This window comes from Amycolatopsis sp. NPDC051106 (assembly GCF_040682775.1).
GTDB lineage: Bacteria > Actinomycetota > Actinomycetes > Mycobacteriales > Pseudonocardiaceae > Amycolatopsis.
On the sequence record NZ_JBFBBQ010000001.1, the window covers coordinates 99,129 to 123,730 of the forward strand.

The following is a 24,602-nucleotide window of genomic DNA, read 5'->3' on the forward strand; positions in this document are numbered from 1 at the left end:
GGGGATCCGGGGAGGGTCTCCTTCAGCGTTTCTAACGCTTCTCGAAGATCAGGTCGTGCGAGACGCGGCCTTCGACGTCGGCGCGCTGCTCGAACTTCGTCACCGGCCGCCACTCCGGCCGCGGCGCCCAGCCGTCGTACCGGTTCTTCAGCGCGGGTTCCGCGGAACAGACCTCCAGCATCTGCTCGGCGTAGTTCTCCCAGTCGGTCGCCATGTGGAAAGTGCCGCCGGGCGCGAGCCGCGACGCCACGAGCGCGGCGAACGACGGCGACACGATCCGCCGCTTGTGGTGCTTCTTCTTCGGCCACGGGTCCGGGAAGAACAACCGGACGCCGTGCAGCGAGTCCGGCTCGACGTGCTCGGTCAGCAGCACGACCGCGTCGCCGTGCAGCAGCCGCAGGTTCTCGACACCCAGCTTTTCGGCGCGCAGCATCAGCTGCCCGAGGCCGGGCTCGTAGACCTCGACCGCGACGTAGTTCAGCTCCGGTGCCGCGGCGGCCAGCTGCGACGTCGTCTCGCCCATGCCGGAACCGATCTCGACCAGCACCGGCGCCTCACGGCCGAACCACGCGGCGAAGTCCAGCTTCCCGTCGGGCAGCTCACCGACGGTGCGGCCGAGTTTCGGCCACAGCTCGTCCCACGCGCGTTGCTGCCCGACGGTCATCCGGCCGCCGCGCTTCACGTAGCTGACGACGCTGCGCAGCCGGGGCTGGTCCTCGTTTTCCACGAACCCGAGGTTAACGAACTGCTTCGAGCTCCCCGAGACGAGACCGCAGCCCGGCGAGCCCGGCGATCGCGATCGGGTCCGGCGTCGGCCCGCTGTGCGCCGGGAGGACGTCGATCCAGCCGGGGTGCCGGTCGGTGTTCAGCACCGTCGTGGGAATCGCGTGTCCCGATTTCCCGCGTTCGGACGGGATGAACTCCCAGTAGCCGGATTCGCCGTCCGCGGCCCACGGGACGAATTCCCACCCCGGGCGCCTGCCGAGCAGTTGCGCGATGCGGTCCTCGACGCGGAAACCCTGTTCCCGGGAATCGAGGGTGCCGTCGGCCACCGCCCGCAGCCACCACGGCGCGGGCACCTGTCCCGCCATCCCGGCCGAGGCGCGGAACAGGGCCAGGACGCTGTCTTCGGGTGCGCGGTGCACCCACGCCCGGCGGAGTTCGGCCGGCGTCGTCGCCGCCATGGCGGTCTGCGGGAGATCGATCGCCCGCGACCACTCGAGGTCCAGCATGGGTTCGAGCCGGGGTACGTCGTCTTCGACGCGAGCTCGGGGAATGGTGCCACCCAATTCTTGCCCGGTGTCCACCGTCAAGATTCACCTCCAGGGGGGAGTTCAGACGGTTCCGGTGCGCTCTCTTACGAATATTGCCTGGTCATAGCATTATGTCCGGTGCCTGTGAGAGAAGCCACAGCCTCTTCATCTTTTGTTAACACGAAACCGTGCGGTAATGAGAGCGCGATCACGCTCAGGCGTCGCGCCGGGCCGTGACGAGCACCCCGGCCACGAACAGGGCAACGCAGATCGCCGCGAAGTAACCGAGGTAGCCCCACGGGCCGAGCGGGGCCGGCGGCAGCTGCAGCGGACCCGTGCCGAACCCGCCGGCGCCGACGAACTGGTCGGCCGCGTGGAACGGCATCCACTGGTAGATGTGCTTGCCGGCGCCGGGGATGAAGATCACCACGCCTTCGAGCACCTGCGTCCACACGAGCACCACCGTCAGCGCGAAGGCGATGCTGCGCAGCAGCAGGGCGACGCCGACGCCGGCCACCGCGGCGAGCAGGAAGACCAGGCTCTGCCCGACCACCGAGCGCCACTCCGCGCCCGAATGCAGCGCGAGGTCGGCGTCCGGCGCCACCAGCGTCGCCAGGCCCCACGAGCCGAAGCCGACGAGCAGCCCGAGCCCGGCGCCGACCGCGCCGACGACGGCGACCTTCGCCAGCAGCGCGGGCACCCGGCTCGGCACGGCCTGGAACGTCAGCCGCATCGTGCCCCAGTTGAACTCCGACGCCGTCGCGAGGATCGCGAGGACCACCAGCACGGTCCGGCCGTTGCCGCTGGCGAGCTGCGTGTTGCCGACCGTCGGCGGGATCTCCGGCCCGGCCAGCGCGAAGAACAGCGCGGTGAAGCCGAGCGGCGCGGCGAAGGCGAGGGCCAGGCACCACCACGGCGCCCGGGTGCTGAAGAGCTTGATGCGCTCGGCGCGCAGCAGGTTGGTGATCATCGGGCGCCTTCCGACGAGGACACAGTGGGGAATTCGACGGCCTCGCGGGTGAGGTCGAGGTAGGCCTGCTCCAGGGAGCCGGTGAGCGGGCTCAGCTCGTGCAGCGTCGCTCCCGCGTCGAACGCGAGCTGCCCGATCCGGTCACTGTCCATTCCGGACACCACGAACGCGCCGCCGTCTTCGGTGAACTCCGCCTGCCCGGTCAGCGCGGCACGCAGCTCGTCGGCGTGCGGGGTGCGCACGCGCACGCCGTGCTGGCTCGTCTGCGCGACGAAGTCGTCCATCGTGCCCTGGTAGATGAGCCTGCCGCGGCCGATCACGACCAGGTCCTGGGCGGTCTGCGCCATCTCGGGCAGCAGGTGGCTGGAGACGAAGACGGTCCGGCCCTCGGCGGCCAGCGCGTGCAGCAGCCGGCGGATCCAGGCCATGCCCTCGGGGTCGAGGCCGTTCACCGGCTCGTCGAACAGGAGCACGCGGGGGTCGCCGAGCAGGGTGCAGGCGATGCCGAGCCGCTGGAGCATGCCGAGCGAGTACTGCCCGGCGCGGCGTCCCTCGGCGCTGGTCAGCCCGACCAGGGCGAGCACCTCGTCGACGCGCTTCTCGGGCAGGCCGTTGGTCGCGGCCAGCCAGCGCAGGTGGTCGCGACCGCTGCGGCCGGGGTGGCGCCAGGTGGCGTCCAGCATCGCGCCGACCGTCCGGAGTGGATCTTTCAGCTGCCGGTACGGGACGCCGTCGACGAGGACCGTGCCCGCGTCGGGCTTGTCAAGGCCGAGGACGAGGCGCATGGTCGTGGACTTGCCGGCGCCGTTGGGGCCGAGGAAGCCGGTGACGCGCCCCGACCGCGCGGTGAACGTCAGCTCGTTGACCGCGGTGGTGGCCCCGTACCGCTTGGTCAGTGCGTTCGCTTCGATCACCTGAGGAGACTACCGAGAAACGGGAATCCGGGTCGCCCCCCGACAGCGCGACCCGGATTCCCGTTTCTCTCCCCTTATCCCCCTTATGCGTCCCGCTTCTTCGCAACCCCGAGTGCGACGAGCAGGAACACGATCGCGATGCCGGCGAAGTACGCCAGCGCCCAGCCCGGGCTCAGCGGCGAGTCCGACGGCGGCGGGCCGTCGACGACCGCTGAGCCGCGCAGGAACTTGTTCGCCACGTTGAACGGCAGCCACTCGTGGATGTGGGCACCGACCTTCGGGATCAGCTGCACCAGCTCCTCCACGGCCAAGTAGTAGATGAGCAGCAGGGCGATGGCACCGGCGCTGTGCCGGATGAGGATCCCGAGCGCGACGGCGAGCACGGCGCTGAGGGCGAACACCGGGCCGAGGCCCGCGACGTTCATCCAGTCCTGCGCGGTGTGCAGGCCGAGGTCGTCGTTCGGCCGCATGAGCATGCCGAGGCCCAGCGCGCCGAACGCGGCGATCTCGCCGATGACCAGCGCCACGAGCGCGACGACGATCGCCTTGGCGACCAGCGCCGGCGAGCGGTGCGGCACGGCCTGGAACGTGGTGCGGATGGTGTTGAAGCGGTATTCGGTGGTCACCGCGAGCGCGGCGAGCACCATGACGACGGCGATGCCGAACTGGGAGCCGCCGAACTGGGTGGCCGGCAGCGTGAGCTGCGCGTCGGCCGGCGTCGCGCCGGCGATGATGGCGGCGAAGCCGATGGTCAGGGCCAGGGTGATGAGCGCGCACCACCACGGCGAGCGGGTGCTGAACAGCTTGATGCGTTCTACCGCGAGTAAGTTCATGATCTTGGGTTCCCCGGTTACTTGGCGGACTCGAGCACGTGCTGCGCCTCGGCGTCGAGACCGGTGTGGTACTCGACGGAGTCGCCGGTGATCTGCATGAAGGCCTGCTCGAGCGAGCCGGTCTGCGGGCTCAGCTCGTGCAGCACGATCCGGTTGGACGCGGCGATCTCGCCGATCTTGTCGCTGTCCATCCCGGACACCACGAGCGCGTTCGCCTCCTCGACGACCCCGGCGCTGGCGCGCTGCAAGGCGTCGCGCAGCTCGGCCAGCTGCGGCGAGCGCACCTTGACGGTGTTCTCCGCGGCGCGGGAGACGAAGTCCTCGGTGGAGGACTGCGAGATCAGCTCCCCGCGGCCGATCACCACGAGGTTGCTCGCGGTCAGCGCCATCTCCGAAAGCAGGTGGCTCGACACGAAGACGGTGCGGCCTTCCTCGGCCAGCCGGTGCATGAACTTCCGGATCCAGAGGATGCCCTCGGGGTCCAGGCCGTTGACCGGCTCGTCGAACAGGAGCACCTCGGGGTCGCCGAGCAGGGCGGCCGCGATGCCGAGCCGCTGCGACATGCCGAGCGAGAACCCGCCGGCGCGCTTGCCCGCGACGTTGGTGAGGCCGACCGTGTCGAGCACCTCGTCGACGCGGCTCACCGGGATGCGGTTGGACTTCGCCATCCACTGCAGGTGGGCGCGCGCCGAGCGGTTGGGGTGGACCCACTTCGCGTCGAGCAGCGCGCCGACCGTGCGCAGCGGTTCCTTGAGCTGGTGGTACTTCTTGCCCCCGATGGTGACCTGACCGCCCGTGGGGTTGTCCAGGCCCAGGATCATGCGCATGGTGGTGGACTTGCCCGCCCCGTTCGGGCCGAGGAAGCCGGTGACCTGACCCGCGGCCACGGAGAACGACAGGTTGTTCACCGCCAGTGTCTTTCCGTACCGCTTGGTGAGGCCGGTTGCCTCGATCATGACTGCTCCTCTTCCGCCCCTCGCTTACGACGCGTTCATCGTCGCGGGTCGGGGGCGGTTCGCGCGTCACCCTGCAGGCCTAACCGGCCCCCCTACCTGAGTAGTACCTTGCTGGCTCTTCGGCCGATGCGCGATGGGTGATGACCCTGACCCGACCCTGATTCGCGGCCATTAATGAACTGTGGTTCAATAATGGCGTGGCCCGGCCGAGGAGCATCACCGACGAGCGGCTGCTGAGTGCGGCGGAGACCGTGATCGGCCGCTGCGGCCCCGGTTTCACGCTCGCGCAGGTGGCTTCGGAGGCGGGCGTCTCGGTCGGCACGGTCGCGCAGCGGTTCGGCTCGAAGAGCGGCCTGCTGCAGGAGATGAGCCGGCGGGCCACACGGCGGGCGGTCGAGCAGATGCGGGAGTGCGCCGAGCGGGCGGACGACCCGGTCGACGGCCTGCGCGACGCGGCGGTGTCGGTCTACGCGGTGCTGGGCGACGCCGAAGAGGCGGCGAACCACCTGGGCCAGCTCGGCGTGGACATCGGCGACCCGGTGCTGCGGTCGCTGCTGGGCGAGCACTTCACGGCGGTCGAAGAAGAACTGCGGCGGCTGGTGCGTGAGGCGGCGTCGTCGTTGCCGCACGCGCCGAGCGTGCCGAGGGCGGCCCGTGCGGTGCTCGGGGTCATCAACGGGGTGTCGATCGACTGGTCGATCCGGCCGCACGGGCGGCTGGCCGACCGGCTGGCGGAGGACGTCGACGCGGTGCTGTCCGCGTGGCGGGGACGGGAGGATTCATGAGCTTGAAGGGAAAGGTCGCGGTCGTCACGGGGGCGACCCGGGGCTGCGGACGGGCGATCGCGGTGGAGCTGGGCCGCGCGGGCGCGACGGTGTACGTCACCGGCCGCACGACGCGCGAATCGGCGTCACCGCTGAAGCGCCCGGAGACGATCGAAGAGACGGGCGAACTGGTGGAGGCGGCGGGCGGCCGCGCGGTCGTAGTCCGCTGCGACTTCACGTCGGTGTCCGATGTGGACGCCTTGAAGGCGCGCATCGAGTCCGAAGTGGACGGAATCGACATCCTGGTCGACGACGTCTGGGGCGGTGACATGTACTTCCACTTCGACGCGCCGTTCTGGGAGACGCCACTGGAAGACGCGCTCAACCTGACGCACAACGCGCTGGACACGCACCTGATCGCGTTGCACAAGCTGCTGCCGCTGGTGGTGGCCCGCCGCGGCCTGGTCATCGAGGTGACCGACGGCGACAACGACGACTACGTCGGCGCGGGTCTCCCCTACTACCTGGCGAAGTGCGGCATCCGCGCGCTCGGCCGGGCGCTGGGCGTGGAGCTGAAGAAGAACGACTGCGTCGGGCTCGCGGTGACGCCGGGCTTCCTGCGGTCGGAGTCGATGCTGGACCACTTCGAGGTCACCGAGGAAAACTGGCGCGACGCGGTGGGCAAGCTGGCCCCGGTCGACTTCAAGATCTCCGAGACGCCGTACCTGCTGGCCCGCGGCGTGGCGGCCCTGGCCCAAGACGCCGAGGTGTCCCGCTTCGCCGGCCGGACACTGGCGTCCTGGACCTTGATGAAGGAGTACGACTACACGGACATCGACGGCGACCGCCCGGACTTCGGCCGCTGGCTGACCGAAGTCCGCCACGCGGGCAAGGACCCGGCAACCACCCCACCAACCAACTTCCGCTAGCCCCAAACCGCCACTTTCTCTATGAAAGTGCCGGGTCGGGGCCTCAAGACGGCACTTTCTCTAGGAAAGATGCGGGGTTGTGGAGGGATTTCGGGGGATGTGGACAACTCAGCTGTAGTTGATCTTCGATGGCGCTGTTCGTCGGTGGTGCGCCGCAGATTTGACGGGTGGTTCGCCTTCGCAGTAGAGACCTGGTCGACTTCGCCGATCCCTTCGTCGGGAGCCGGGCCGTGGCCGAAGACGTGTTGACGTTGCGCGACTTGCGGTCTCCGTCGTTCACCCGCTTGTTCCGGAACGTCTACATCGCCTCGACGACTGAAGTCACGCACTCGGTGCGGTGCAGGGCTGCTGCTCTGCTCGCACCGAGTTACGCCGTTCTGACCGGGTGCTCGGCTGCGGCCATCTGGGGCCTTGAGCTGGTCGGTCCGCAGGACCTGGTCGAGTTCGTCGTGCCCGAGAACCTGCAGTTCGACCGGCAGGCCGGACTGCACATCCGGCGGACCAGCCGGGTGATCGACAGCGAGCCGTGGGGGGACATCCAGCTCGCCACGCCTCTGCGGCTCGCGTTGGACGTCGCCACGAACACCAGGCTTCATCGTTCGCTTCCCCGGACCGTCGGCTACCTCGACGCCTTTCTCAGCAGCGGGCTGGTGGACCTGGCCGAGCTGCATCGTTATCTCAGACCGCGCCGCGACAACGGAATGGTGCGAGCCAGGAAAGCGGTCGCGCTGGCGAATGCGCGCGCGGAGAGCGTGCCCGAGTCCGAGCTGCGGGTGTGGCTCACCGTCGCCGGGCTCAAGCCCGAGGTCCAAGTCGACGTCGTCACGGCGTCAGGTGGCTTTCTCGGCCGTCTCGACCTGGCGTTTCCCGCGCAGAAGCTGGCTGTCGAGTATGACGGCGAGTGGCATCTCGACGGGATCCAGCCGCGCCTCGACGCGCAGCGCCGCGCTGCGATCGAGGCCGAAGGATGGCGCTTCGTGATCGTCACCAAGGCTGACTTGTACGGCGATCCGAAGCGAGTGGTCGCGGCCGTTCAGGCGGGACTTTCTCTAGGAAAGATGCGTCCGGGCGGCCTCTGAGCGCATCTTTCCTAGAGAAAGTGCGGCTTGAGAACTCAGGCGAGGCCGGGGCGGGCGAGGCCGGTTTCGTAGGCCAGCACCACGGCCTGCACCCGGTCCCGCAGCTCCAGCTTCGCCAGGATCCGCCCGACGTGCGTCTTCACCGTCGCTTCGGAGAGGAACAGCGACTCCGCGATCTCCAGGTTCGACATGCCCTTCGCGATCAGCACGAGCACCTCGCGTTCGCGGTCGGTGAGCACGTCCAGCTCCGCGGTGTCCCGCATCGGCGCACCGCCGGTGCCGACGAAGCGGTCGAGCAGCCGGCGTGTCACCGACGGCGAGACCACCGCGTCGCCCGAAGCCACCGCCCGCAGCGCCGACACCAGGTGGCCGGGCTGGGTGTCCTTGAGCAGGAACCCGCTCGCCCCGCCCTGCAACGCCGAATAGACGTACTCGTCGAGGTCGAACGTCGTCATCACGAGCACGCGCGCGGTGCCGGCGGCGACGATCCGCTTGGTCGCCTCGACGCCGTCGAGCACCGGCATCCGGACGTCCATCAGGACGACGTCCGGCCGCAGTCGCGAAGCCAGTTCGATCGCCTGCGCACCGTCGCCGGCCTCGCCGACGACGTCGATGTCGGCCTGCGCGCCCAGCACCATCCGGAACCCGACGCGCATCAGTTCCTGGTCGTCGACGACCACGACACGGATCACTTGTCCAACCTAACCGGCAGCGCCGCGCGGACCTGCCACCCACCACCCGGAGCCGGACCCACGTCCAGGGTCCCGCCGTACACGTGCGCGCGCTCGCGCATGCCGATCAAACCGTTGCCGCCCGGGAGGCGGTGCGAAGAACCGGCCAGCTGCGGGACGCGACCCGCGCCGTCGTCGGACACCAGTACTTCCACCAGGTCGCCGGTGCGGTGCACCCGCACCGCCGCGGTCGCGCCGCGGCCGGCGTGCTTGAGCGTGTTGGTCAGCGACTCCTGGACGATCCGGTAGATCCCCAGCGAGACGCCGGCGGGCAGGTCGCCGAGGTCGTCGGTCTCCAGCTCCACCGGCACCCCGGACGTGCGCATCCGGTCGGCCAGCTCGGCGAGCGCGTGCGCGTCCGGCTGCGGGACGCGGGGCTCGCCGTCGGCGTCGTCGCTGCGGAGCACGTCGAGCAGGCGCCGCAGCTCGCCGAGGGCGCCGCGGCCGGTCTCGGAAATCGTTTGCACGGCCCGTTGCGCGAGCTCGGGATCGCTCTGGATCGCGTACGACGCGCCGTCGGCCTGCACCACCATGACGCTCACCGCGTGCGCGACGACGTCGTGCAGCTCGCGCGCGATCCGCCCGCGCTCCTCGGCCACCGCGATCCGGGTGGCCTGGTCCCGTTCGGTTTCGAGCAGGTGCAACCTGGCCTCCACTTCCACGTCGTAGGCGCGCCGCGCGCCGACGAACTCACCGAGGGTCCAGCACAGGGCGATGCCGAACGCGAGCAGCACGACCGCGATGACGAGCTCGTCGTCCGGCGGCTCCAGCGCCAGCTGCACGGCCGACGAGACGATGACCGCCCCGACGAAGAGCAGCCCCTGCCGCCGCCCGGCGTAGACGACGACCGAGTAGATGCTCATCGCCAGCCCGGCGGCACTGGCGGTGCCGAGCATCAGCGTCGCGTGCACGACGCTGACCACCAGCACGGCGTAGGCCGACCACAGCGGCGACTTCCGGCGGAACACCAGCGGCGCGACCATCGCGATGTCGATCGGCACGGCGACGTACCAGGGCGGCAGCTCCGGCAGTTCGGTGAACTGGTCGGCGACGAACACCAGCAGGTCGACGAAGCCCAGCAGGACGGCCAGCACCGTGTCGCCCGCCATGGGGTGGGCACGCATCCAGAGGCTCAGCCGTCGCACCACACAACACTAGGTCGCGGGGTGGAGGACGCGCGTCGGTCGCCGGTACCACCTTCGGTGCGACCTGCGGATGAGGGACATGGCACGATTCACGGGGTTGTCCGTACGACGGGAGGGCTGGGGGCCGTGACGTCACCGGAGCAGGGCCGGCTCGCGGGTCCGCTGTCGATGTCGGTGGCCAACCTGTGTCACCGCCTGCAGTCGCAGGTCTCCGCGCGCACCGCGGCCGGCTTCGCGGAGGTGCTGCGCCGGCTCGGCGCGCCGCTGCAGGTGGCCGTCGCCGGGCGGATCAAGTCGGGCAAGTCCACGCTGGTCAACGCGCTGATCGGCCGCCGGGTCGCGCCGACCGACATCGGGGAGTGCACGCGGCTGGTGACCCGGTTCCAGTACGGCACGGTCGACCGCGTCGAGATCGTCTTCACCGACGGCCGCAAGCAGGTGCTCCCCTTCGCCTCCGACGGCATGATCCCGGCCGAGCTGGGTGTCGACATCACGACGGTGTCGCACATCGAGGCGTACCTGACCAACGCGGTCCTTCAGGGCATGACGGTGATCGACACTCCCGGCCTCGGCTCGCTCGACGCCGCTTCGGTGTCTCGCACGGAGCAGCTCCTGGGCGCCGCGAAGCACCGCAAAGAAGACGAAGGCTCCGACGAGCTCGACGACACCTCACGCAACGCCGTCGCCGGCGCCGAGGCCGTCCTCTACGTCGTCACCCAGGGCGTCCGCGCCGACGACCAGCAAGCCCTCGCCGCCTTCACCGCGGCCACCGCGAGCCGCGAGGCCGGCCCGGTCAACGCCATCGCCGTGCTGAACAAGGCCGACACCATCGCGCCGGAGTCGGTCGAAGGCTCCGGCGGCGACATCTGGAAGGCCGCGACGATCCTCTCGGAGAAGCAGGCGTCGACGCTCAAGCCGCGTGTCGCCGACGTGCTCCCGGTGATCGGCCTGATCGCCGAATCCGCCGAGTCCGGCGGGTTCACCTCCGCCGACGCCGAGGCGCTGCGGCAGCTCGCCGACCTCGACGACGACGTCCTGCAGACCATGCTGATCTCGGCCGACATCTTCACCAGCTGGGAGTGCGACGTCCCGTCGGGCACGCGGCTGCGGCTGCTGGAGAAGCTCGACCTGTTCGGCGTCTCGCACGCCGTCGAGGCCATCCGCAAGGAACCGGAGATCACGGCGGGCTCACTGCGGCGCTCGCTGCTCGACGCGTCGGGCCTGGAAGCCGTGCGGCAGCGGTTGTCGATCGTGTTCGCCGCGCGCGCCGACGGCATCAAGGCGGCCGCCGCCCTCGCGTCGGTCACCGCGCTCGCGCACGCCTCGGCCGACCCGGCCGAGCGCCAGCGCGTCCACGACGCCATCGAGGTCCTGCTCGCCAAGCCCGAGGCCCACCAGCTGCGGCTGCTCGAAGCCCTGACGCTGGTTGCCTCCGGCGCGGTCGACATGCCGGAGGACCTGTCGGAAGAGGTGCTGCGGGTGGGCAGCAACGCCGACATCGGCGCTCAGCTCGGCAAGCCCGGCGCGCCGCGAGCGGAGCTGGCCGCGCACGCGCTCGAACGCGCGGGCTGGTGGCGGTCCTTCGCGTCCTTCGGCGCGACGCCCGCGCAGAGCCGCGTCGCGCACGTCGTGCACCGGGCGTACTTCTTGATCTGGCAACAGGTGCGCGAAGGGTGAGCTTGTTTCACCTTGCCGACTTGTGCTGGTAGGCAGGCTTTTCCGCGTACTGTTGACTCGTGCGCCTAGAAAACACGACATCGTGGCGAGCCGGGTGGAGCAGCGAGAACGAGATCGACGTCGCGCTGTACATCCGTGACGCCCTGGCGCTGTCCGTTTCCGAAGGACAGGTGCTGCCGCCCGTGGAGCCGCAGGTCCCGGTGCACGTCCCGCCCGGGATCGATCGCGCGGCCGTCCAGGCGCAGTGGGCCGACTGGTGGGTCGACCTCCTGGCCTTCCTCCGCAACCGCGAAGACCCGGACCCCCGCAGCCCGCGCACCCGCTACGGCAGGCCCGCGCTCGCGCAGGGGTCGGCGATGCGGCAGGCGCTCGACGTCTTCGGCCCGGCCGCGGCCCGCCACTTCGCCAACGCGCGCGGGCCGGCCCTGCGCGGTGCCGGCGAGCCGTCGGGTGGCACGCCGTGGGCGCCCGGTTTCTACCGGCGCCAGATCGTGGCCGGCGAACGGCTCGGCCAGCTGGTGCGCGAGGCCGAGGTCCGGCTGGGGCGGCGCGCCTACCCGTTCCGGCTGAACGTCATCGAGATCTCCGTCGCGGGGTCGATCTGGCTGCGCACGGCCGACGACCAGCTGCTCGTCTCGTCTCGCCTCGCCGAAGACGGCCCCGGACTCGAAGCCGTGCTCCGCGGGGTGATCGACGAGCTGGTCTGAGCCCCGGCTTTCATAAACCGAGTACGCGGTCTAATAATAGGCGGCATGGAGACGACCGTCGATGAGCCGTCGTGGCTGCGTACCGCGTCTTGGATCGGCTGCCCGCTGGCCGGCGGCGTGCTCGGCGTGGGCGTGTGGGCCGTCGCCGCGTGGGTCAGCGGCCTCGACGCCTTCCCGTTCCAGGGCGTGTTCAAGGTCCTCACGAAACTGCCGCAGCCGTGGGCGACGCTCGCCGCGGTCGCCGGCGGGCTCGTGCTCGGCCTGGTGTTCGCGGTCATCTGGGCAGCCGAGCGCCTGGTCGTCACGGTGTCCCCGACCCGGGTCACGCTGGTCCGCGGCGACAAGACCCGGCGCATCGAGGCCGACCTCGAAGCCGTCTACCTCGACGGCAAGGAGCTCGTCCTGCGCACCACGGACGGCCGGGAGATCGCCCGCGAGAAGACCGACCTGCGCAACCACGAGCTGGCGCCCGCCTTCGCCGAGCACGGCTATCCCTGGCGCGACGAACCGCCGGTCGAGCGATGAGGACGGTCGACCCGGCCAAGCACGCGGCCAAGCGCGCCTCGATCGTCGACGCCGCCGCGGGCTGTTTCGCCGAGAAGGGCTTCGAGCGGACGACGACGGCGGACATCTGCCGGGCCGCGGGCATCAGCTCCGGCAGCCTCTTCCACTACTTCCCGAACAAGCGCGCGATGTTCACGGCGATCTTCACCGACGACGCCGTCGAGACGGCCGGCCGCCTCGAAACCGCGGCGAAGGCCGACGACCCGTGGGCCGCGCTGCTCGACGTCGTCGCCGAGCTGGCCGGCCAGCTCGCGCACCCCGCCGTCGGCCGGCTGGTGCTGGAGGCCACCGCGCAGGCCGCCCGCGACGACGAGTTCGCGGAGCTGATCCACCGCAACGACAGTGCCCTCCGCGACGGCCTGGCCGTGCTGGTCGAGCGGGCCGCCGACGCCGGGCTGATCGACCCGGGTCTCCCGTCGCGCGCGGCCGCCGGCTGGGTCGCCGGGCTGCTCGACGCGATCATCTCGCGGGCGAGCCTCGACCCGGACCTCGATCTGGCCGCCGAACAGGCGATCCTCCGGACGATCCTGATCCGGTTCCTTCGTCCGGTTCCACCCCCGGCCGGCGGCTGAATGAGGTTCACTGTCCGCATGGCGTGGTTTCGCAAGGACGGAACCGACCGCGGGGCCGCCGCGTCGGACACCGATGTGCACCCCTTGCAGCAGCAGGTCACCGACTTGGAGCGCGCTCTCGCCGATCGCCAGGCGCTGATCCAGATGTGCCTGTACGCGCTGGACCGCGCCCGCAGCGGCGGCGTCGTCCAACGGCTCGAAGAAGGCCTCGCCGCCATCGGCGTCCAGGCCCTGCGGCCGGACGGCCAGCGGTTCGACCCGGCCCGGCACGAGGCCGGCGGCGCGATCCCCACCGAAGACCCGGCGCTCGAGGGCATCGTGGCCGAAACCGAAGTCACCGGCTTCGCCGACCACGACCGGCTGCTGCGCGCCCCGATCGTCACCGTCTACGCGAAGAAGACCTCGTGAGCGCCCCCACCGCGCCGAGCCTGCCCGCGCAGGTCGCGGCGGCGCGAGACCAGTTGCTGACCGTCGTCCGCGACGCCGATCCGGCCGCCGCCAAGTGGGTCGAGCAGGTCCGCGCGGCCCGGCCGAAGAAGCCGGCCGTCGTGGTCGTCGGTGAGACGAACCGCGGGAAGAGCTCCCTGGTCAACGCGCTGCTCGCGACGCCGGGACTGTCTCCTGTGGACGCCGACGTCGCCACCGCGACCTACCTCGTCTTCGACCACGCCGACGCGTGGGGCGCGCAGGCCTGCTACCCCGGTCAGCTGGCGCCGGTGCCGATCGACCTCGGCCAGCTGATCAACTGGGTCTCCGCCGCGCACGAACTACCACCCGGCCAGATCCCGCCGCGCTACGTCGAGGTCACCGGGCCGGTGCCGCTGCTCGAGCGGCTTTCGCTGGTCGACACCCCCGGTGTCGGCGGGCTCGACTCGATGCACGGCGAGCTCGCGAAGGAAGCCGCCGCGGGCGCGACCGCGCTGCTGTTCGTCGTCGACGCGTCGGCGCCGTTCACCTCGACCGAGCTGCAGTTCCTGCGCGACGTCGGCGAGCGCGTCGAGACCGTCGTGTTCGCGTTGACCAAGGTGGACATGTTCCGCGGCTGGCGCGAGGTCATGGAAGCCGACCGGCAGCTGCTGCGCGACCACGCGCCGCGCTTCGCCGATTCGGTGTTCCACCCGGTGTCGGCGCGGATGTTCGAGACGGCGGCGAAGGCGCCCAACGAGCAGATGGCCGCGATGCTGCGGGAGAAGTCCGGCGTCGCCGCGGTGCAGACGGCGCTGCAGGAGCTGCTCGTCGGCCGTTCCGCGATGCTCGGCGAGGCGAACACGCTGCGCGCGCTCTCCAGCGCGCTGGGCGAGTTGAAGGCGAAGCTGCAGGCCGAGAGCCGTGCGCTGTCCGCGGGTGAGGCCGAAGCCGAGCAGCTGCGCGAACGCCGTGACCAGCTGCAGGCCGAACGCCGGACGTCGACCCGCGGCTGGCAGCTGAAGCTGCGCGGCGAGGTGCAGCGCACGCGCGTCGAGGTCCTGCACGAAAGCAGCCGGCAGATGCGGGACGCGCAGACCCACTTCCGCCAGCTGATCGACGCGGCGAAGCGCGACGAGCTCACCGCGTTGCCGCAGCAGGTCGACATCGCGCTGCAGACGACGTCGCAGCGGATCTCGATGCTGCTTTCCCAGCGCCTGAACCACGTCACCAACGTCTCGCTGTCGGAGCTGTTCTCCGCCGAGGAGCTCGACGTCATCCGCGCGCAGTTCGCCCGGGCCGGCGGCCCGCCGGTCGTGCTGCGGCCGCCGGACAAGAAGCCGCCGACGGCCGAGGACAAGCTGCTCGTCTTCATGGGCATCTCGGGCGGGGTCGGCGCCGGCAAGGTGGCCGCGCTGCCGCTGGCCGGCGTCGCGATCCTCAACCCCGTCGTGCTGCCCGCGACGATCATCATCGGCCTCGGCGCCGGCTGGTGGATGGCGCGCACGCGCAAGCACGCGGCCGACAAGCAGCACATGAAGCAGTGGCTCGTCGAAGCCATCGCGGACGCCCGCTCGACGCTCGACCAGCTCGTCGCCGAGCAGCTCATCGAGGCCGAACAGCAGCTGTCGATGGCGCTGGACGAGGCGCTCGGCCGACGCATCGACGCGATCGAAGCCGAGCTGAAGGAAGTCGACAAGACGATCAAGATGGGCGCTCAGGAGCGCGCCAAGAAGATCGCGGTCGTGTCGAAGCGGCTCAAAGAGGTCAGTGACGGACGCGAGCGGGCCGAAGCCTTCCTGAACCGGATCCGGGCGCTGCGGGACAAGACCGCCTGACCGGCCGCCCGGTTGTGGAGCGGAACCGAACGGGCCTACGGTGAGTCATACCCTCCGACAGCAGGTCAGAGACGGCGTTACCCGGTTCAAAGGGGGCAGTTCCCATGTGGGTCGACGAGAGCGGCGGCAGCGACACCGATGCCGGCGGCACCGAGGCGATGACCGTCCACGTCGACGGCCAGGAGTACCAGGCCGAGGTCAACTACGACGTGAACGAGGACGGCGTCAACGACACCGCGATCGTCGAACACGACGACGGCACCTCGCAAGCCTTCATCGACACGAACCACGATGGTGAAGCCGACCAGTACGCCGTGCTGGACGACACCGGGCACGTCGTCGAGCAGGCCGTCTACGACGAGGCCAGCGGCGAATGGGTCGAGGCCTCCGGGGGCGGCCACGACGACTCGGACACCGGCGGCCGCGACGACGGCTCCGGCGGTCACATCCACGCGGACATGCCGGACGGCGAGGTCGACGCGGGCGCCGCGACGATCGACACCGACCACGACGGCCACAACGACACCGCCATCGTCGAGACGAAGAGCGGCGGCACGATCGCCTTCACCGACAAGGACGGCGACGGCGAAGCCGACATCGCGGTGCAGACCGACGCGGACGGCACGACCACGACGTTCGAGCACAGTGGACCCGGCCAGTGGACCGAGGTCAACAGTGGACTCCTGGACCCGGGCAGCGGCGAGCAGCTCGGCGACCCGGCCGACGACGCGGCGTGGGGCGCGGCCGGCACGCAGACCCTCGAAGGCGTCGCGCGCATCGACTCCGGCACCGGGCAGTGGATCTCCCCCAACTGAAGTAACCCAGGTCACAGTTTGAAAGCCCGAGATTCCGGTCTCGGGCTTTCTTCATGTCGTCAATGAAAAGAAAGCGACCTTCTGAATCGATCCCCTTATCGGTCCTGTGAGAGAACGTACACGTCAGCTCTCTGTTACCTGCCGGTCATGCGGTTACTCTCGAAGAATCCCAAAATCCGCACACCGGTTCGCCAGCCGGTGCGCGAAGCCATTCGGTCGCCGGCAATGAGGCCCGCACCGGGACAGCGTCGTTCCGGTGCGGGCTTGTTTGTCGTCGGAAGTCAGGAGTAGAGATGACCGCAGTCGCCATCCCCGGACTGGACACCGCGCCGACGACGCACACCGGCGTGCTGTCCTTCGTCCGGGAGGTCGCCGAACTGACCACCCCGGACCGCGTGGTGTGGGTCGACGGGTCCGACGAAGAAGCCGCCCGGATCAACCAGGAGCTGGTCGAGGCCGGGACGTTCGTGCAGCTCAAGTCCAAGCCCAACTCCTTCTGGGCCACTTCCGACCCCACCGACGTCGCCCGCGTCGAAGACCGCACCTTCATCTGTTCGGAGCGTCCCGAGGACGCCGGTCCCACCAACAACTGGATGGACCCGGCCGAGATGAAGGCCACCATGACCGAGCTCTTCCGGGGCTCGATGCGCGGCCGCACGATGTACGTCATCCCCTTCTGCATGGGTCCCCTCGCCGACGAGAATCCCAAGCTGGGTATCGAAATCACCGATTTCGCCTACGTTGTCGCGTCGATGCGCGTGATGACCCGCGCGGGCAAGGCGGCCCTCGACAAGTTCGTCGCTCCGGATGGCAGCGAGCGTGAATTCGTGCCGGCGCTGCACTCCGTCGGCGCGCCGCTCGAACCGGGCCAGAAGGACGTTTCCTGGCCCTGCAACACGACGAAGTACATTTCGCACTTCCCCGAAGAGCGCGCGATCTGGAGCTACGGCTCGGGCTACGGCGGCAACTCCCTGCTGGGCAAGAAGTGCTACTCGCTGCGCATCGCTTCGGTGATGGCGCGCGACGAGGGCTGGCTCGCCGAGCACATGCTGATCCTCAAGCTGATCTCGCCCGAGGACAAGGTCCACTACGTCGCGGCGGCGTTCCCGAGCGCCTGCGGCAAGACCAACCTGGCCATGCTGCAGCCGACCATCCCGGGCTGGCGCGCCGAAACGCTCGGCGACGACATCGCCTGGATGCGCTTCGGCGAGGACGGCCGCCTGTACGCGGTCAACCCCGAGTTCGGCTTCTTCGGTGTCGCGCCGGGGACCGACTGGCACACCAACCCGAACGCGATGCGCACCATCGAGAAGGGCAACACGGTCTTCACGAACGTCGCCCTGACCGACGACGGCGACATCTGGTGGGAGGGCATGGAGAACAAGCCGGCCCACGCCACGTCGTGGAAGAACCAGGACTGGACGCCGGACTCCGACGAGAAGGCCGCCCACCCGAACTCGCGCTACTGCACGCCGATGTCGCAGTGCCCGATCCTCGCGCCGGAGTGGGACGACCCGAAGGGCGTGCCGATCTCGGCGATCCTCTTCGGTGGCCGTCGCAAGACGACGGTGCCGCTGGTGAACGAGGCCCGCGACTGGCAGCACGGCGTGTTCATGGGCGCCACCATGTCGTCGGAGACGACGGCCGCGGCCGCGGGTGCCGTGGGCAACGTGCGCCGCGACCCGATGGCGATGCTGCCGTTCCTCGGCTACCACGCCGGTGACTACTTCAAGCACTGGCTGACCCTGGGCAAGAACGCCGACGCGAACAAGCTGCCGAAGATCTTCTACGTCAACTGGTTCCGCCGCGGCGACGACGGCCGGTTCCTGTGGCCGGGCTTCGGCGAGAACTCGCGGATCCTCAAGTGGGTCGTCGAGCGCGTCGAGGGTCGCGGCAACGCGGTCGAGACGCCGATCGGCTTCGTGCCGCGGGCCGAGGACCTCGACACTGAGGGCCTGACCGAGCCGATCGAGGACATCCAGGCCGCCCTGGACGTCAAGCCCGAGGAGTGGCGCGAGGAGCTGCCGCTGATCGAGGAGTGGTTCCAGAAGATCGGCGAGGTGCCGACCTCGCTGCGTGACGAGCTCGACGCGCTGGCCCAGCGCCTGAGCTGAGCTTGGTGACCGGAGAAGGGGACGTCCTGCGGGACGTCCCCTTCCCTGTACTTTCGGCTTCATGAGACCGTTCCGCTTCGGGGTGGCGTTGTACGTGCCCGGCTCACGGGCCGAGTGGGTGGCGAAATGCCGCCAGGCCGAGGACCTCGGCTACGACGTCGTCGGAGTGGTCGACCACCTCGGCCGGGTCGCGCCGGTGCCCGCACTGCTCCTCGCCGCCGAGGCCACCGAGCGGATCCGGCTGAACACCTACGTCCTCAACGCGAGCTTCCACAACCCGGTGGTCTTGACCCGCGACCTCGCCGCGCTCGACGAGTTCACCGGCGGCCGGGTGGAGATCGGGATCGACGCCGGGTACGTCCGCGCGGAGTTCGAAGCCGCCGGGATCGACTGGGGCACACCCGGCCGCCGGTTCGGCCGGCTCGTCGACGTGGTCACCGAGCTCGAGCGCGCGTTCACCGGCCGCCCGCGGCCGCCGCTGCTGCTCGGCGGCCGCGGCGACCGGATGCTGACCTTCGCCGCCGCGCACGCCGACACCATCGCCCTCACCGGCACGGCGCCCGGCGCGGCCGAGGGGCGGCTGGCGCTGGCCGGATCCGCCGCGCTGGCCGAGCGCGCCGGCTTCGTGAAGCGGGTGCTCGGCGGCCGGGACGCCGAGCTGAACCTGATGGTCCACTTCGTCCGGATCACCGATGACCGGCGGGCGGCCCTGGAGACGGCACACCGGCTCGTGCCGCACCTCGCCATCGAGGAGCTCGGCGCACTGGCCACGGTCCTCGCCGGCTCGGCGGAGGCGGTGACCGAGCAGCTGCTGCGCACCCGCGAAACCCTCGGCGCCAGCTACTTCACGGTGCTCGAAGACGACCTGACCAGGCTCGCCCCGGTGATCGAGCGCCTCCGCGGCCGTTGAGTACGTTGGTCGTATGACTGGGGAATTCCGCTTCGGCGTCAACATGGTCGTACCGGACAGCCGTGCCGCATGGGTCGAAAAGTGCCGCAAGGTCGAGGACCTCGGCTACGACGTGCTGTCCGCGGCCGACCACCTCGGCATGGCGCCGCCGTTCCCGGCGCTCGTGCTCGCCGGCGAGGTCACTTCGCGCGTCAAGCTGAACACCTTCGTGCTCAACGCGCCCTTCTACAATCCCACGCTGCTCGCGCGGGACGTCACGGGCACGGACCAGTTCACCGAAGGCCGCCTGGAGCTGGGGCTCGGCGCGGGGTACGTCAAGGAAGAGTTCGAGGCCGCCGGGATGCCGTTCCCGTCCGCGCGCGAACGCGTCGACCACCTCGAGCGGACGATCGCCGAGCTCAAGCGGCGGTACGCCGATCCGGAGCACAAGCCGGCACCGGTGCGTCCCGGAGGGCCGCCGCTGCTGCTCGCCGGCCGCGGCGACCGCATCCTGACCCTCGCCGCCGAGCACGCCGACATCATTGGCTTCACCGGTACGGCCAAGACCCCGGACGGCGGGGCGCTGGTCCCGGCGAGCGCGGAGGACATCGAGGAACGCGTCGGGTTCGTCCGGTCGAAGCTCGGTGGCCGCGGCGCCGAGTTCAACCTGCTCTGCCACTTCGTCCACATCACCGACGACCGCGCGGCGGCCCTCGAAGAGCTGGCGAAGCTGACGAAGGGCGTGCTGAGCGCCGACCAGCTCGCCGAGGTGCCGACCGCGCTGATCGGCTCGCCCGCCGAGGTCGCCGAGCAGCTCCACGCGCACCGCGAGCGGTTCGGCCTGACCTACTACACCGTCCTGGAGCAGAACATGGAGCAGTTCGCCCCGGTGCTCGAAGCGCTCCGATGATCGACGCGAAGGGCATCGGCGTCCGGGCCGGCGAACTGTGGCTGTTCGACGACCTGGACTTCTCCGTCGACCCCGGCGAGTGCGCCGCGATCGTCGGGCCGAACGGTGTCGGCAAGTCGACTTTGATGCGCTGCTTCTACGGCATGCAGAAGCCGCAGCGGGGCCGCGTGCTCGTGGACGGCCAGGCGCCGGACGAGCGGGACGTCGAGTTCCGCCGCAAGGTGTCCGTGCTGTTCGACGACTCCGACTTCTTCGCCGAGCTGACACCGGTGCAGCACCTCGAGCTCCTGTCCGGCACGTTCGGCGCCGACCTCGGTGACCACGAGGAGCTGCTGCGGGACGCGGGCCTGGGGGAACGCATGCGCGTCACGTCCGGGCACTTCTCCGCGGGCCAGCGTCGCCGGCTGCTGCTGCTCGGCGTCACCGCGCGCCCGCACCGGGTGCTGCTGCTCGACGAGCCGGAGCGCGCGCTCGACACCGCGGGCAAGGAGTGGCTGGTCGAGGTCATCGCCCGGTCGACGGCGGCCGGCGCGGCGGTCGTGGTGGCCACGCACCACCCGCCGCTCCTCGAAGCCGCGGACAGCGTCCTAGAACTGTGGTGACCTTTGCCCCGCGCCGGATGCGGATCCCGGGCCGGAAGCGGTTCGGCGGGATCTTCAGCGGCGACACGGCTTCGTTCGTCTTCCTCTTCGGCTTCGGGTTCCTCTTCACCGCGTTCTTCCACGTCGACGCGTGGCGCCAGGCCGTCTACGGCTCGTCCGTTGTGGACTTCCCGGCCGTGCTCGGGCTGCTCACGCTCTGCTGCGCGGTCGGCTGGCGCGGCCTGCTGCGCCGCGGGTTCGTGTGGGTCGAGCCGGCCGAGCTGACTTGGCTCGACTTCGCGCCGGTGGACCGCGGCCGCGTCGTCACGCTGCGGCTGCTCGGTGCCTGGACCGGCGTGGTGGCGGTGACGGGGTACCTGGCCGCGCTGATGCTCGCCGTCGGCGGGGCCGGCCTCGACCAATGGCGCGCGGGCATCGCCGTCGTCGCCGCGACCGCGGTGGTCGCGTTCGCTTCGGCGAGGCGGACGTCGTTGCGGTTCGACGCGATCGGCCCGCTGGCGCTCGCGGTGCTCGGGCTGGCGATCGCCGCGCTCGGCCTCGGCCCGGTGACCGTGCAGTTCGTCGCGGCCGGCGTGCTGGTCGCGGCGCTGCCGCTGGCGTTCGGCGGCGAGCCGGTGCCGCGCGCGGGCCGGGCCGCGCTGCTCGCCGGATGGGACGGCCGGGTGCTGCGGTCGGTCGCCGTCACCTTCCTCGACCCGATGATGCTGCTCCCGCCGTCCGCGCCGATCGGGCTTTCCCTCCGGCCGCCGACTCCGCTGCGGCTGGCCGTGGCAGGCACGCTCGGCCGGTCGCGCTACGCCGGAGCGGCGGTGCTGGTCGGCTTCGCGGTGGTCGTGGCGCACATCGCGCTGCCGACCCTGCCGGGCGCGGTCCTGGCCGGCCTCGGCGCGTACGTGGCGCTGACGCCGTTCGGCGCCGGGCTCGGCGAGCTGTGGCGCAACCCGGGCCGCCGCCGCTGGCTGGGATCGGCGAACCGGGAGCTGGTGCTGGCGCACGGCGTGGTGCTCGCCGTCGCCGGCCTGCTCTGGGCGGGCGTGCTCGCCGTGGTCACCCTCGCGGGTGGGACGTCGTTCGGCCTGGGCTCCTGGCTCGCCGTGCCGCTGGCGGTGCTGTCGATCCTGCGCACGGTCACGCGAACGGCCGTCGACTACGCCAATCCGGGCTTTGTCGACACCCCGATGGGGCCGATGCCGGCCAACCTGACCCGGCAGCTCTTCCGGGGTCCCGACCTCCTCCTCGTCGGCATCGTGGTGCTGTCCGCCGCCGTTTGACCTACGCTCGTTGCGACGAAGGGAGCACCCGTGGGAGGCGGACACGCGCCGGGCGTCGGGCGGCGGGCGACCAGCGAGTTCCCGCCCGGCTGGAGCAACGAGCACATCATCTCGGTCGTCAAGGACGTCGCGAACGATCCGAGCGAAGCCCGGTGGCAGCAGCAGAACGGCCGCTGGCGCTGCGCGGGCGAGCGGTTCAACGTGCACCTGATCGTGCTGGTCGAGGAGAACGGCCACGTCCACACGGCGTACCCGGTGGCGGGCCCCGGCGTGGTCCGCAACCCCGACGCGGCCCGCGACCCGGCGAACCCGACGGTGGCGGACCTCAAGGAGAACCGGATCAGCTTCTTCGCCGACAGCGTGCTGACGAGCCTCGCGGGCCGGCTGTCGCCGGAGGAGTACACGCACTACCGGACGCTCCTGTGGTCCGGCGAGTGGGAGGAACTGGCCGACGTCCTGTCAGCGCACGCGGTCAAGCGGGGGTTCGGGTTCTCCGCGGACGAGTTCTCCGACTTCGAGAAGCTGCTGAACAGCTACGAACTGCCGGTCGCGGGATGCGCGTTCCTCAACGACCGCGAGCACATCCTGAACCAGCTTCGCCCGCTCTAGCTCGCCTGGGAAAGGGGTGGCGACCCCGCCGGCGCGACGGCCGCCCGCAGCTCCTCCAACGGCAGCCCCACGGCGTCCGCGATGGCCGTGACCGTGAAGAAGGCCGGCGTCGGGATCCGCCCGGTCTCGATCTTCCGCAGCGTCTCGACCGAGATCCCGGCCTCGCCGGCGACGTCGACCATGCTCCGCCCGGCGCGGGCCGCCCGCAACGCCTGGCCGAGGCGTTCGCCCCGTTCGCGCTCTTCGCTCGTCAGCGGTACCCGCACCATGGCGCTGATTCTAATACCACCCGAGTTGTCCACCGCCTGTGGACAACTCTGTGCACAGGTGTGGAAAAGGCCCCGCCGGACCGAAGTCCGACGGGGCCCCACTAGCCCTTGTGGTGTCAGGCGCCGGGAGGCACCGGAAGTGCCACCCCGGGCAGGCTCTGGTCGTTCGGCACGACGCCGTCGACCAGGTAGGCCTCCACGACCTTGTCCACACCCGCGTTGCCGCCGGCGTAGATCCCGTGGTCACCCTCGTTCGTGATCGTCAGCATCCGCGAGTTCGCGAACGCCTTGTGCGCGCGCCGCGCGCCCTCGATCGGGGTCGCCGGGTCGTGCTCCGACTCGACGATCAGCACCGGCGGGACACCCTTGCCGTCCAGCACGGGCAGCGGCGCCGGGGTCTTCTTCCAGAACAGGCACGGCTGGATGAACCAGCCGGCGCCCAGCAGCGGCTGCTGCTTGTCGATCAGCCGCTGCGAGTCCTTGATCGCGCTGTTGACGGTGCCGGTCCACGGACCCTCGTTGCACGGGATCGTCCAGAACGACGCGTCGTAGGCGTCACCGTCGGTCGGCACCATCAGCGGCTGCGCGCCGGAGGTGTCGGTGCTCTTGTCGGCGGCCTTGACCTTCTGCGCGGCCGACGTCTTGGCCTGCGCCGACGCCGTGCCCTGGGTCAGGGTGCGGACGCTGACCAGGTAGTCGGCCAGGCCCGGGAAGGACCGCTTCGAATAGATCGAAGACGCGATGAAGGCGTCCAGGCCGTTGGCCGACACGCTCGAACCGTCGGGCAGGGTGACCGCGCCCTGGGTCAGGGCGTAGCGGACCTGCTCGTAGGTCTGGCGGGCCGCCTCGCCGGTGGTGCCGAAGTGGTAGAGCTTGTCGTACTTCGCCATCCACGGGAGGAAGTCCTGCCGCCAGCGGCGCTCGAAGCCGAGCGGCTGCCAGTCGAACGACTTCTGCCAGGTCGTGGTGAACTCCGTCGAGGAGTCGAGCACGAACCGGCCGGTGCGGGTGGGGTAGGCCTGCGCGTAGTGCGCGCCCATCCAGGTGCCCGCCGAGTAGCCGACCCAGTTGATCTTGTCGCGGCCGAGCAGCACGCGCAGCAGGTCGATGTCCTTGACCGTCTGGTCGGTGTTGATCAGCGGGCCCAGCTCGCCGGACTTCTGCTGGCAGGACAGCGCCGCGTACTTCGTCGCCTGGACGATCAGGTTCAGGTTCTGGCGGTCGCGGTCACGCGGGTCCAGGTCCGAGCCGGTGCCGATGGCACCGCCGCACGTGATGTTGGTGCTCTTGCCGGTACCCCGCGGGTCGAACCCGACGATCTCCTGGTGCTCCCGCAGCTTCGGCTGGTTGCGCAGCCGCGCCGGGAAGTTGCGGCCGGGCGCGCCCGGGCCGCCGGGGTTGGTGACGACGCTGGCGGTCGCGTCCTTGGTCGCCTTCAGGCGGCTGACCGCGATGGTCAGGTCGATCTGGGCGTTCGCCTGGTACCAGTTGCGCGGCGTCTTGTAGGTCGCGCACTCCATGTCTTCGGCGCCCGCGGGCGGGGCCGTGGGCAGCTCGGAGGGGACGGCGCACTTGTGCCAGTCCAGCTTCTGGTTCGCGTACTGCGCCGGGATGTTCGTGGAGTTCAGCGGCTGCTTGCCGGCTGCGGCCTCCTGGCCTGCGAAGGCCGGCGTGAACCCGGCCAGCAGGGTGCCGGCGATGGCCGGGATCACCACCGCGTAGCGGAGTCGTGTCATACGGTTGCCCCTTATCGGGTTTTCGCGTGCGGAGTCGGCTATTGATATAG

Annotated in this window: 26 protein-coding genes; 16 read left to right on the forward strand and 10 right to left on the reverse strand. The window is 70.5% G+C overall.

Features of this window, described 5'->3' with window-relative positions:
* Nucleotides 1-31: 31 nt before the first annotated feature.
* From trmB to AB0M83_RS00445, 6 genes are all read right to left on the reverse strand, one after another.
* On the reverse strand, nt 32-727 hold the full coding sequence (gene trmB, locus AB0M83_RS00420; protein WP_364510200.1) for a tRNA (guanosine(46)-N7)-methyltransferase TrmB: 696 nt from the start codon (nt 725-727) through the stop codon (nt 32-34).
* A 10-nt stretch (nt 728-737) separates the two neighbouring features.
* Nucleotides 738-1,289, reverse strand: a complete 552-nt coding sequence (locus AB0M83_RS00425; RefSeq protein WP_364510799.1) for a hypothetical protein — start codon at nt 1,287-1,289, stop codon at nt 738-740.
* A gap of 178 nt (nt 1,290-1,467) precedes the next feature.
* Entirely contained in the window at nt 1,468-2,223 is a 756-nt protein-coding gene (locus tag AB0M83_RS00430; protein ID WP_364510203.1) for a hypothetical protein, read from the reverse strand.
* A complete protein-coding gene (locus AB0M83_RS00435) occupies nt 2,220-3,137 on the reverse strand; it encodes an ATP-binding cassette domain-containing protein (protein WP_364510206.1) in 918 nt (305 codons plus the stop codon). Before AB0M83_RS00435 ends, AB0M83_RS00430 begins: the two co-directional genes overlap by 4 nt.
* A gap of 83 nt (nt 3,138-3,220) precedes the next feature.
* On the reverse strand, nt 3,221-3,970 hold the full coding sequence (locus tag AB0M83_RS00440) for an ABC transporter permease (protein ID WP_364510209.1): 750 nt from the start codon (nt 3,968-3,970) through the stop codon (nt 3,221-3,223).
* A gap of 17 nt (nt 3,971-3,987) precedes the next feature.
* Entirely contained in the window at nt 3,988-4,926 is a 939-nt protein-coding gene (locus AB0M83_RS00445) for an ABC transporter ATP-binding protein (RefSeq protein WP_364510211.1), read from the reverse strand.
* Nucleotides 4,927-5,123: 197 nt separating this feature from the next.
* Here AB0M83_RS00445 and AB0M83_RS00450 point away from each other — a divergent pair, with 197 nt between their 5' ends.
* From AB0M83_RS00450 to AB0M83_RS00460, 3 genes are all read left to right on the forward strand, one after another.
* A complete protein-coding gene (locus AB0M83_RS00450; protein ID WP_364510214.1) occupies nt 5,124-5,711 on the forward strand; it encodes a TetR/AcrR family transcriptional regulator in 588 nt (195 codons plus the stop codon).
* On the forward strand, nt 5,708-6,619 hold the full coding sequence (locus AB0M83_RS00455; protein ID WP_364510217.1) for an SDR family NAD(P)-dependent oxidoreductase: 912 nt from the start codon (nt 5,708-5,710) through the stop codon (nt 6,617-6,619). The genes AB0M83_RS00450 and AB0M83_RS00455 overlap by 4 nt, the downstream gene beginning before the upstream one ends.
* A 230-nt stretch (nt 6,620-6,849) precedes the next feature.
* Nucleotides 6,850-7,698, forward strand: coding sequence for a hypothetical protein (locus tag AB0M83_RS00460; RefSeq protein ID WP_364510220.1), 849 nt, complete (start codon nt 6,850-6,852; stop codon nt 7,696-7,698).
* 35 nt (nt 7,699-7,733) lie between these two features.
* Here the strand turns inward: AB0M83_RS00460 and AB0M83_RS00465 are convergent, their stop codons facing one another.
* A complete protein-coding gene (locus AB0M83_RS00465) occupies nt 7,734-8,390 on the reverse strand; it encodes a response regulator transcription factor (protein ID WP_364510222.1) in 657 nt (218 codons plus the stop codon).
* The gene (locus tag AB0M83_RS00470; RefSeq protein ID WP_364510801.1) at nt 8,387-9,538 is read right to left on the reverse strand and encodes a sensor histidine kinase; all 1,152 of its coding nucleotides are present in this window, start codon (nt 9,536-9,538) and stop codon (nt 8,387-8,389) included. Before AB0M83_RS00470 ends, AB0M83_RS00465 begins: the two co-directional genes overlap by 4 nt.
* A 204-nt stretch (nt 9,539-9,742) precedes the next feature.
* Between AB0M83_RS00470 and AB0M83_RS00475 the strand changes: the two genes are divergently transcribed.
* From AB0M83_RS00475 to AB0M83_RS00535, 13 genes are all read left to right on the forward strand, one after another.
* The gene (locus AB0M83_RS00475) at nt 9,743-11,251 is read left to right on the forward strand and encodes a dynamin family protein (RefSeq protein ID WP_364510804.1); all 1,509 of its coding nucleotides are present in this window, start codon (nt 9,743-9,745) and stop codon (nt 11,249-11,251) included.
* A gap of 59 nt (nt 11,252-11,310) precedes the next feature.
* Nucleotides 11,311-11,958, forward strand: coding sequence for a hypothetical protein (locus tag AB0M83_RS00480; RefSeq protein ID WP_364510225.1), 648 nt, complete (start codon nt 11,311-11,313; stop codon nt 11,956-11,958).
* Nucleotides 11,959-12,003: 45 nt separating this feature from the next.
* Complete coding sequence (locus AB0M83_RS00485; RefSeq protein ID WP_364510227.1) at nt 12,004-12,483, forward strand: hypothetical protein; 480 nt, start codon at nt 12,004-12,006, stop codon at nt 12,481-12,483.
* Nucleotides 12,480-13,094: a TetR/AcrR family transcriptional regulator gene (locus tag AB0M83_RS00490; protein ID WP_364510229.1), complete on the forward strand. Its 615-nt coding sequence runs from the start codon at nt 12,480-12,482 to the stop codon at nt 13,092-13,094. Before AB0M83_RS00485 ends, AB0M83_RS00490 begins: the two co-directional genes overlap by 4 nt.
* Nucleotides 13,095-13,112: 18 nt before the next feature.
* On the forward strand, nt 13,113-13,502 hold the full coding sequence (gene grpE / locus AB0M83_RS00495; protein ID WP_364510232.1) for a nucleotide exchange factor GrpE: 390 nt from the start codon (nt 13,113-13,115) through the stop codon (nt 13,500-13,502).
* A complete protein-coding gene (locus AB0M83_RS00500) occupies nt 13,499-15,337 on the forward strand; it encodes a dynamin family protein (protein WP_364510235.1) in 1,839 nt (612 codons plus the stop codon). Before grpE ends, AB0M83_RS00500 begins: the two co-directional genes overlap by 4 nt.
* Before the next feature lie 104 nt (nt 15,338-15,441).
* Nucleotides 15,442-16,152 (forward strand): hypothetical protein, encoded by a 711-nt coding sequence (locus AB0M83_RS00505; protein ID WP_364510238.1) that lies wholly within the window; start codon nt 15,442-15,444, stop codon nt 16,150-16,152.
* Nucleotides 16,153-16,445: 293 nt separating this feature from the next.
* Complete coding sequence (locus tag AB0M83_RS00510) at nt 16,446-18,266, forward strand: phosphoenolpyruvate carboxykinase (GTP) (RefSeq protein ID WP_364510241.1); 1,821 nt, start codon at nt 16,446-16,448, stop codon at nt 18,264-18,266.
* Between the two features lie 61 nt (nt 18,267-18,327).
* Nucleotides 18,328-19,176: a TIGR03621 family F420-dependent LLM class oxidoreductase gene (locus AB0M83_RS00515; RefSeq protein WP_364510244.1), complete on the forward strand. Its 849-nt coding sequence runs from the start codon at nt 18,328-18,330 to the stop codon at nt 19,174-19,176.
* A gap of 13 nt (nt 19,177-19,189) precedes the next feature.
* Nucleotides 19,190-20,065, forward strand: coding sequence for an LLM class F420-dependent oxidoreductase (locus AB0M83_RS00520; RefSeq protein ID WP_364510246.1), 876 nt, complete (start codon nt 19,190-19,192; stop codon nt 20,063-20,065).
* A complete protein-coding gene (locus AB0M83_RS00525; protein ID WP_364510249.1) occupies nt 20,062-20,667 on the forward strand; it encodes an ABC transporter ATP-binding protein in 606 nt (201 codons plus the stop codon). The genes AB0M83_RS00520 and AB0M83_RS00525 overlap by 4 nt, the downstream gene beginning before the upstream one ends.
* Complete coding sequence (locus AB0M83_RS00530) at nt 20,661-21,938, forward strand: hypothetical protein (protein ID WP_364510252.1); 1,278 nt, start codon at nt 20,661-20,663, stop codon at nt 21,936-21,938. The genes AB0M83_RS00525 and AB0M83_RS00530 overlap by 7 nt, the downstream gene beginning before the upstream one ends.
* 30 nt (nt 21,939-21,968) lie before the next feature.
* On the forward strand, nt 21,969-22,547 hold the full coding sequence (locus AB0M83_RS00535) for a hypothetical protein (RefSeq protein WP_364510255.1): 579 nt from the start codon (nt 21,969-21,971) through the stop codon (nt 22,545-22,547).
* Here AB0M83_RS00535 and AB0M83_RS00540 read toward each other — a convergent pair.
* Together AB0M83_RS00540 and AB0M83_RS00545 are read right to left on the reverse strand one after the other, a co-directional pair.
* Nucleotides 22,544-22,816: a helix-turn-helix transcriptional regulator gene (locus AB0M83_RS00540; RefSeq protein ID WP_364510258.1), complete on the reverse strand. Its 273-nt coding sequence runs from the start codon at nt 22,814-22,816 to the stop codon at nt 22,544-22,546. The two genes, AB0M83_RS00535 and AB0M83_RS00540, sit on opposite strands and share 4 nt — an antisense overlap.
* A 116-nt stretch (nt 22,817-22,932) precedes the next feature.
* Nucleotides 22,933-24,552 carry an alpha/beta hydrolase gene (locus tag AB0M83_RS00545; RefSeq protein WP_364510261.1) on the reverse strand — a complete coding sequence of 540 codons (1,620 nt, stop codon included), beginning with the start codon at nt 24,550-24,552 and terminating at the stop codon, nt 22,933-22,935.
* Nucleotides 24,553-24,602 lie beyond the last annotated feature (50 nt).

Bases quoted from the DNA above. Each gene is read 5' to 3' on its own strand.
- AB0M83_RS00430 (WP_364510203.1), bottom strand. From the start codon at position 2,223: ATGATCACCAACCTGCTGCGCGCCGAGCGCATCAAGCTCTTCAGCACC.
- AB0M83_RS00515 (WP_364510244.1), top strand. From the start codon at position 18,328: ATGAGACCGTTCCGCTTCGGGGTGGCGTTGTACGTGCCCGGCTCACGG.
- AB0M83_RS00525 (WP_364510249.1), top strand. From the start codon at position 20,062: ATGATCGACGCGAAGGGCATCGGCGTCCGGGCCGGCGAACTGTGGCTG.
- AB0M83_RS00485 (WP_364510227.1), top strand. From the start codon at position 12,004: ATGGAGACGACCGTCGATGAGCCGTCGTGGCTGCGTACCGCGTCTTGG.
- AB0M83_RS00510 (WP_364510241.1), top strand. From the start codon at position 16,446: ATGACCGCAGTCGCCATCCCCGGACTGGACACCGCGCCGACGACGCAC.
- AB0M83_RS00505 (WP_364510238.1), top strand. From the start codon at position 15,442: ATGTGGGTCGACGAGAGCGGCGGCAGCGACACCGATGCCGGCGGCACC.
- grpE (WP_364510232.1), top strand. From the start codon at position 13,113: ATGGCGTGGTTTCGCAAGGACGGAACCGACCGCGGGGCCGCCGCGTCG.
- AB0M83_RS00455 (WP_364510217.1), top strand. From the start codon at position 5,708: ATGAGCTTGAAGGGAAAGGTCGCGGTCGTCACGGGGGCGACCCGGGGC.
- AB0M83_RS00440 (WP_364510209.1), bottom strand. From the start codon at position 3,970: ATGAACTTACTCGCGGTAGAACGCATCAAGCTGTTCAGCACCCGCTCG.
- AB0M83_RS00545 (WP_364510261.1), bottom strand. From the start codon at position 24,552: ATGACACGACTCCGCTACGCGGTGGTGATCCCGGCCATCGCCGGCACC.
- AB0M83_RS00475 (WP_364510804.1), top strand. From the start codon at position 9,743: ATGTCGGTGGCCAACCTGTGTCACCGCCTGCAGTCGCAGGTCTCCGCG.
- AB0M83_RS00520 (WP_364510246.1), top strand. From the start codon at position 19,190: ATGACTGGGGAATTCCGCTTCGGCGTCAACATGGTCGTACCGGACAGC.
- AB0M83_RS00540 (WP_364510258.1), bottom strand. From the start codon at position 22,816: ATGGTGCGGGTACCGCTGACGAGCGAAGAGCGCGAACGGGGCGAACGC.
- AB0M83_RS00490 (WP_364510229.1), top strand. From the start codon at position 12,480: ATGAGGACGGTCGACCCGGCCAAGCACGCGGCCAAGCGCGCCTCGATC.
- AB0M83_RS00445 (WP_364510211.1), bottom strand. From the start codon at position 4,926: ATGATCGAGGCAACCGGCCTCACCAAGCGGTACGGAAAGACACTGGCG.
- AB0M83_RS00470 (WP_364510801.1), bottom strand. From the start codon at position 9,538: ATGGCGGGCGACACGGTGCTGGCCGTCCTGCTGGGCTTCGTCGACCTG.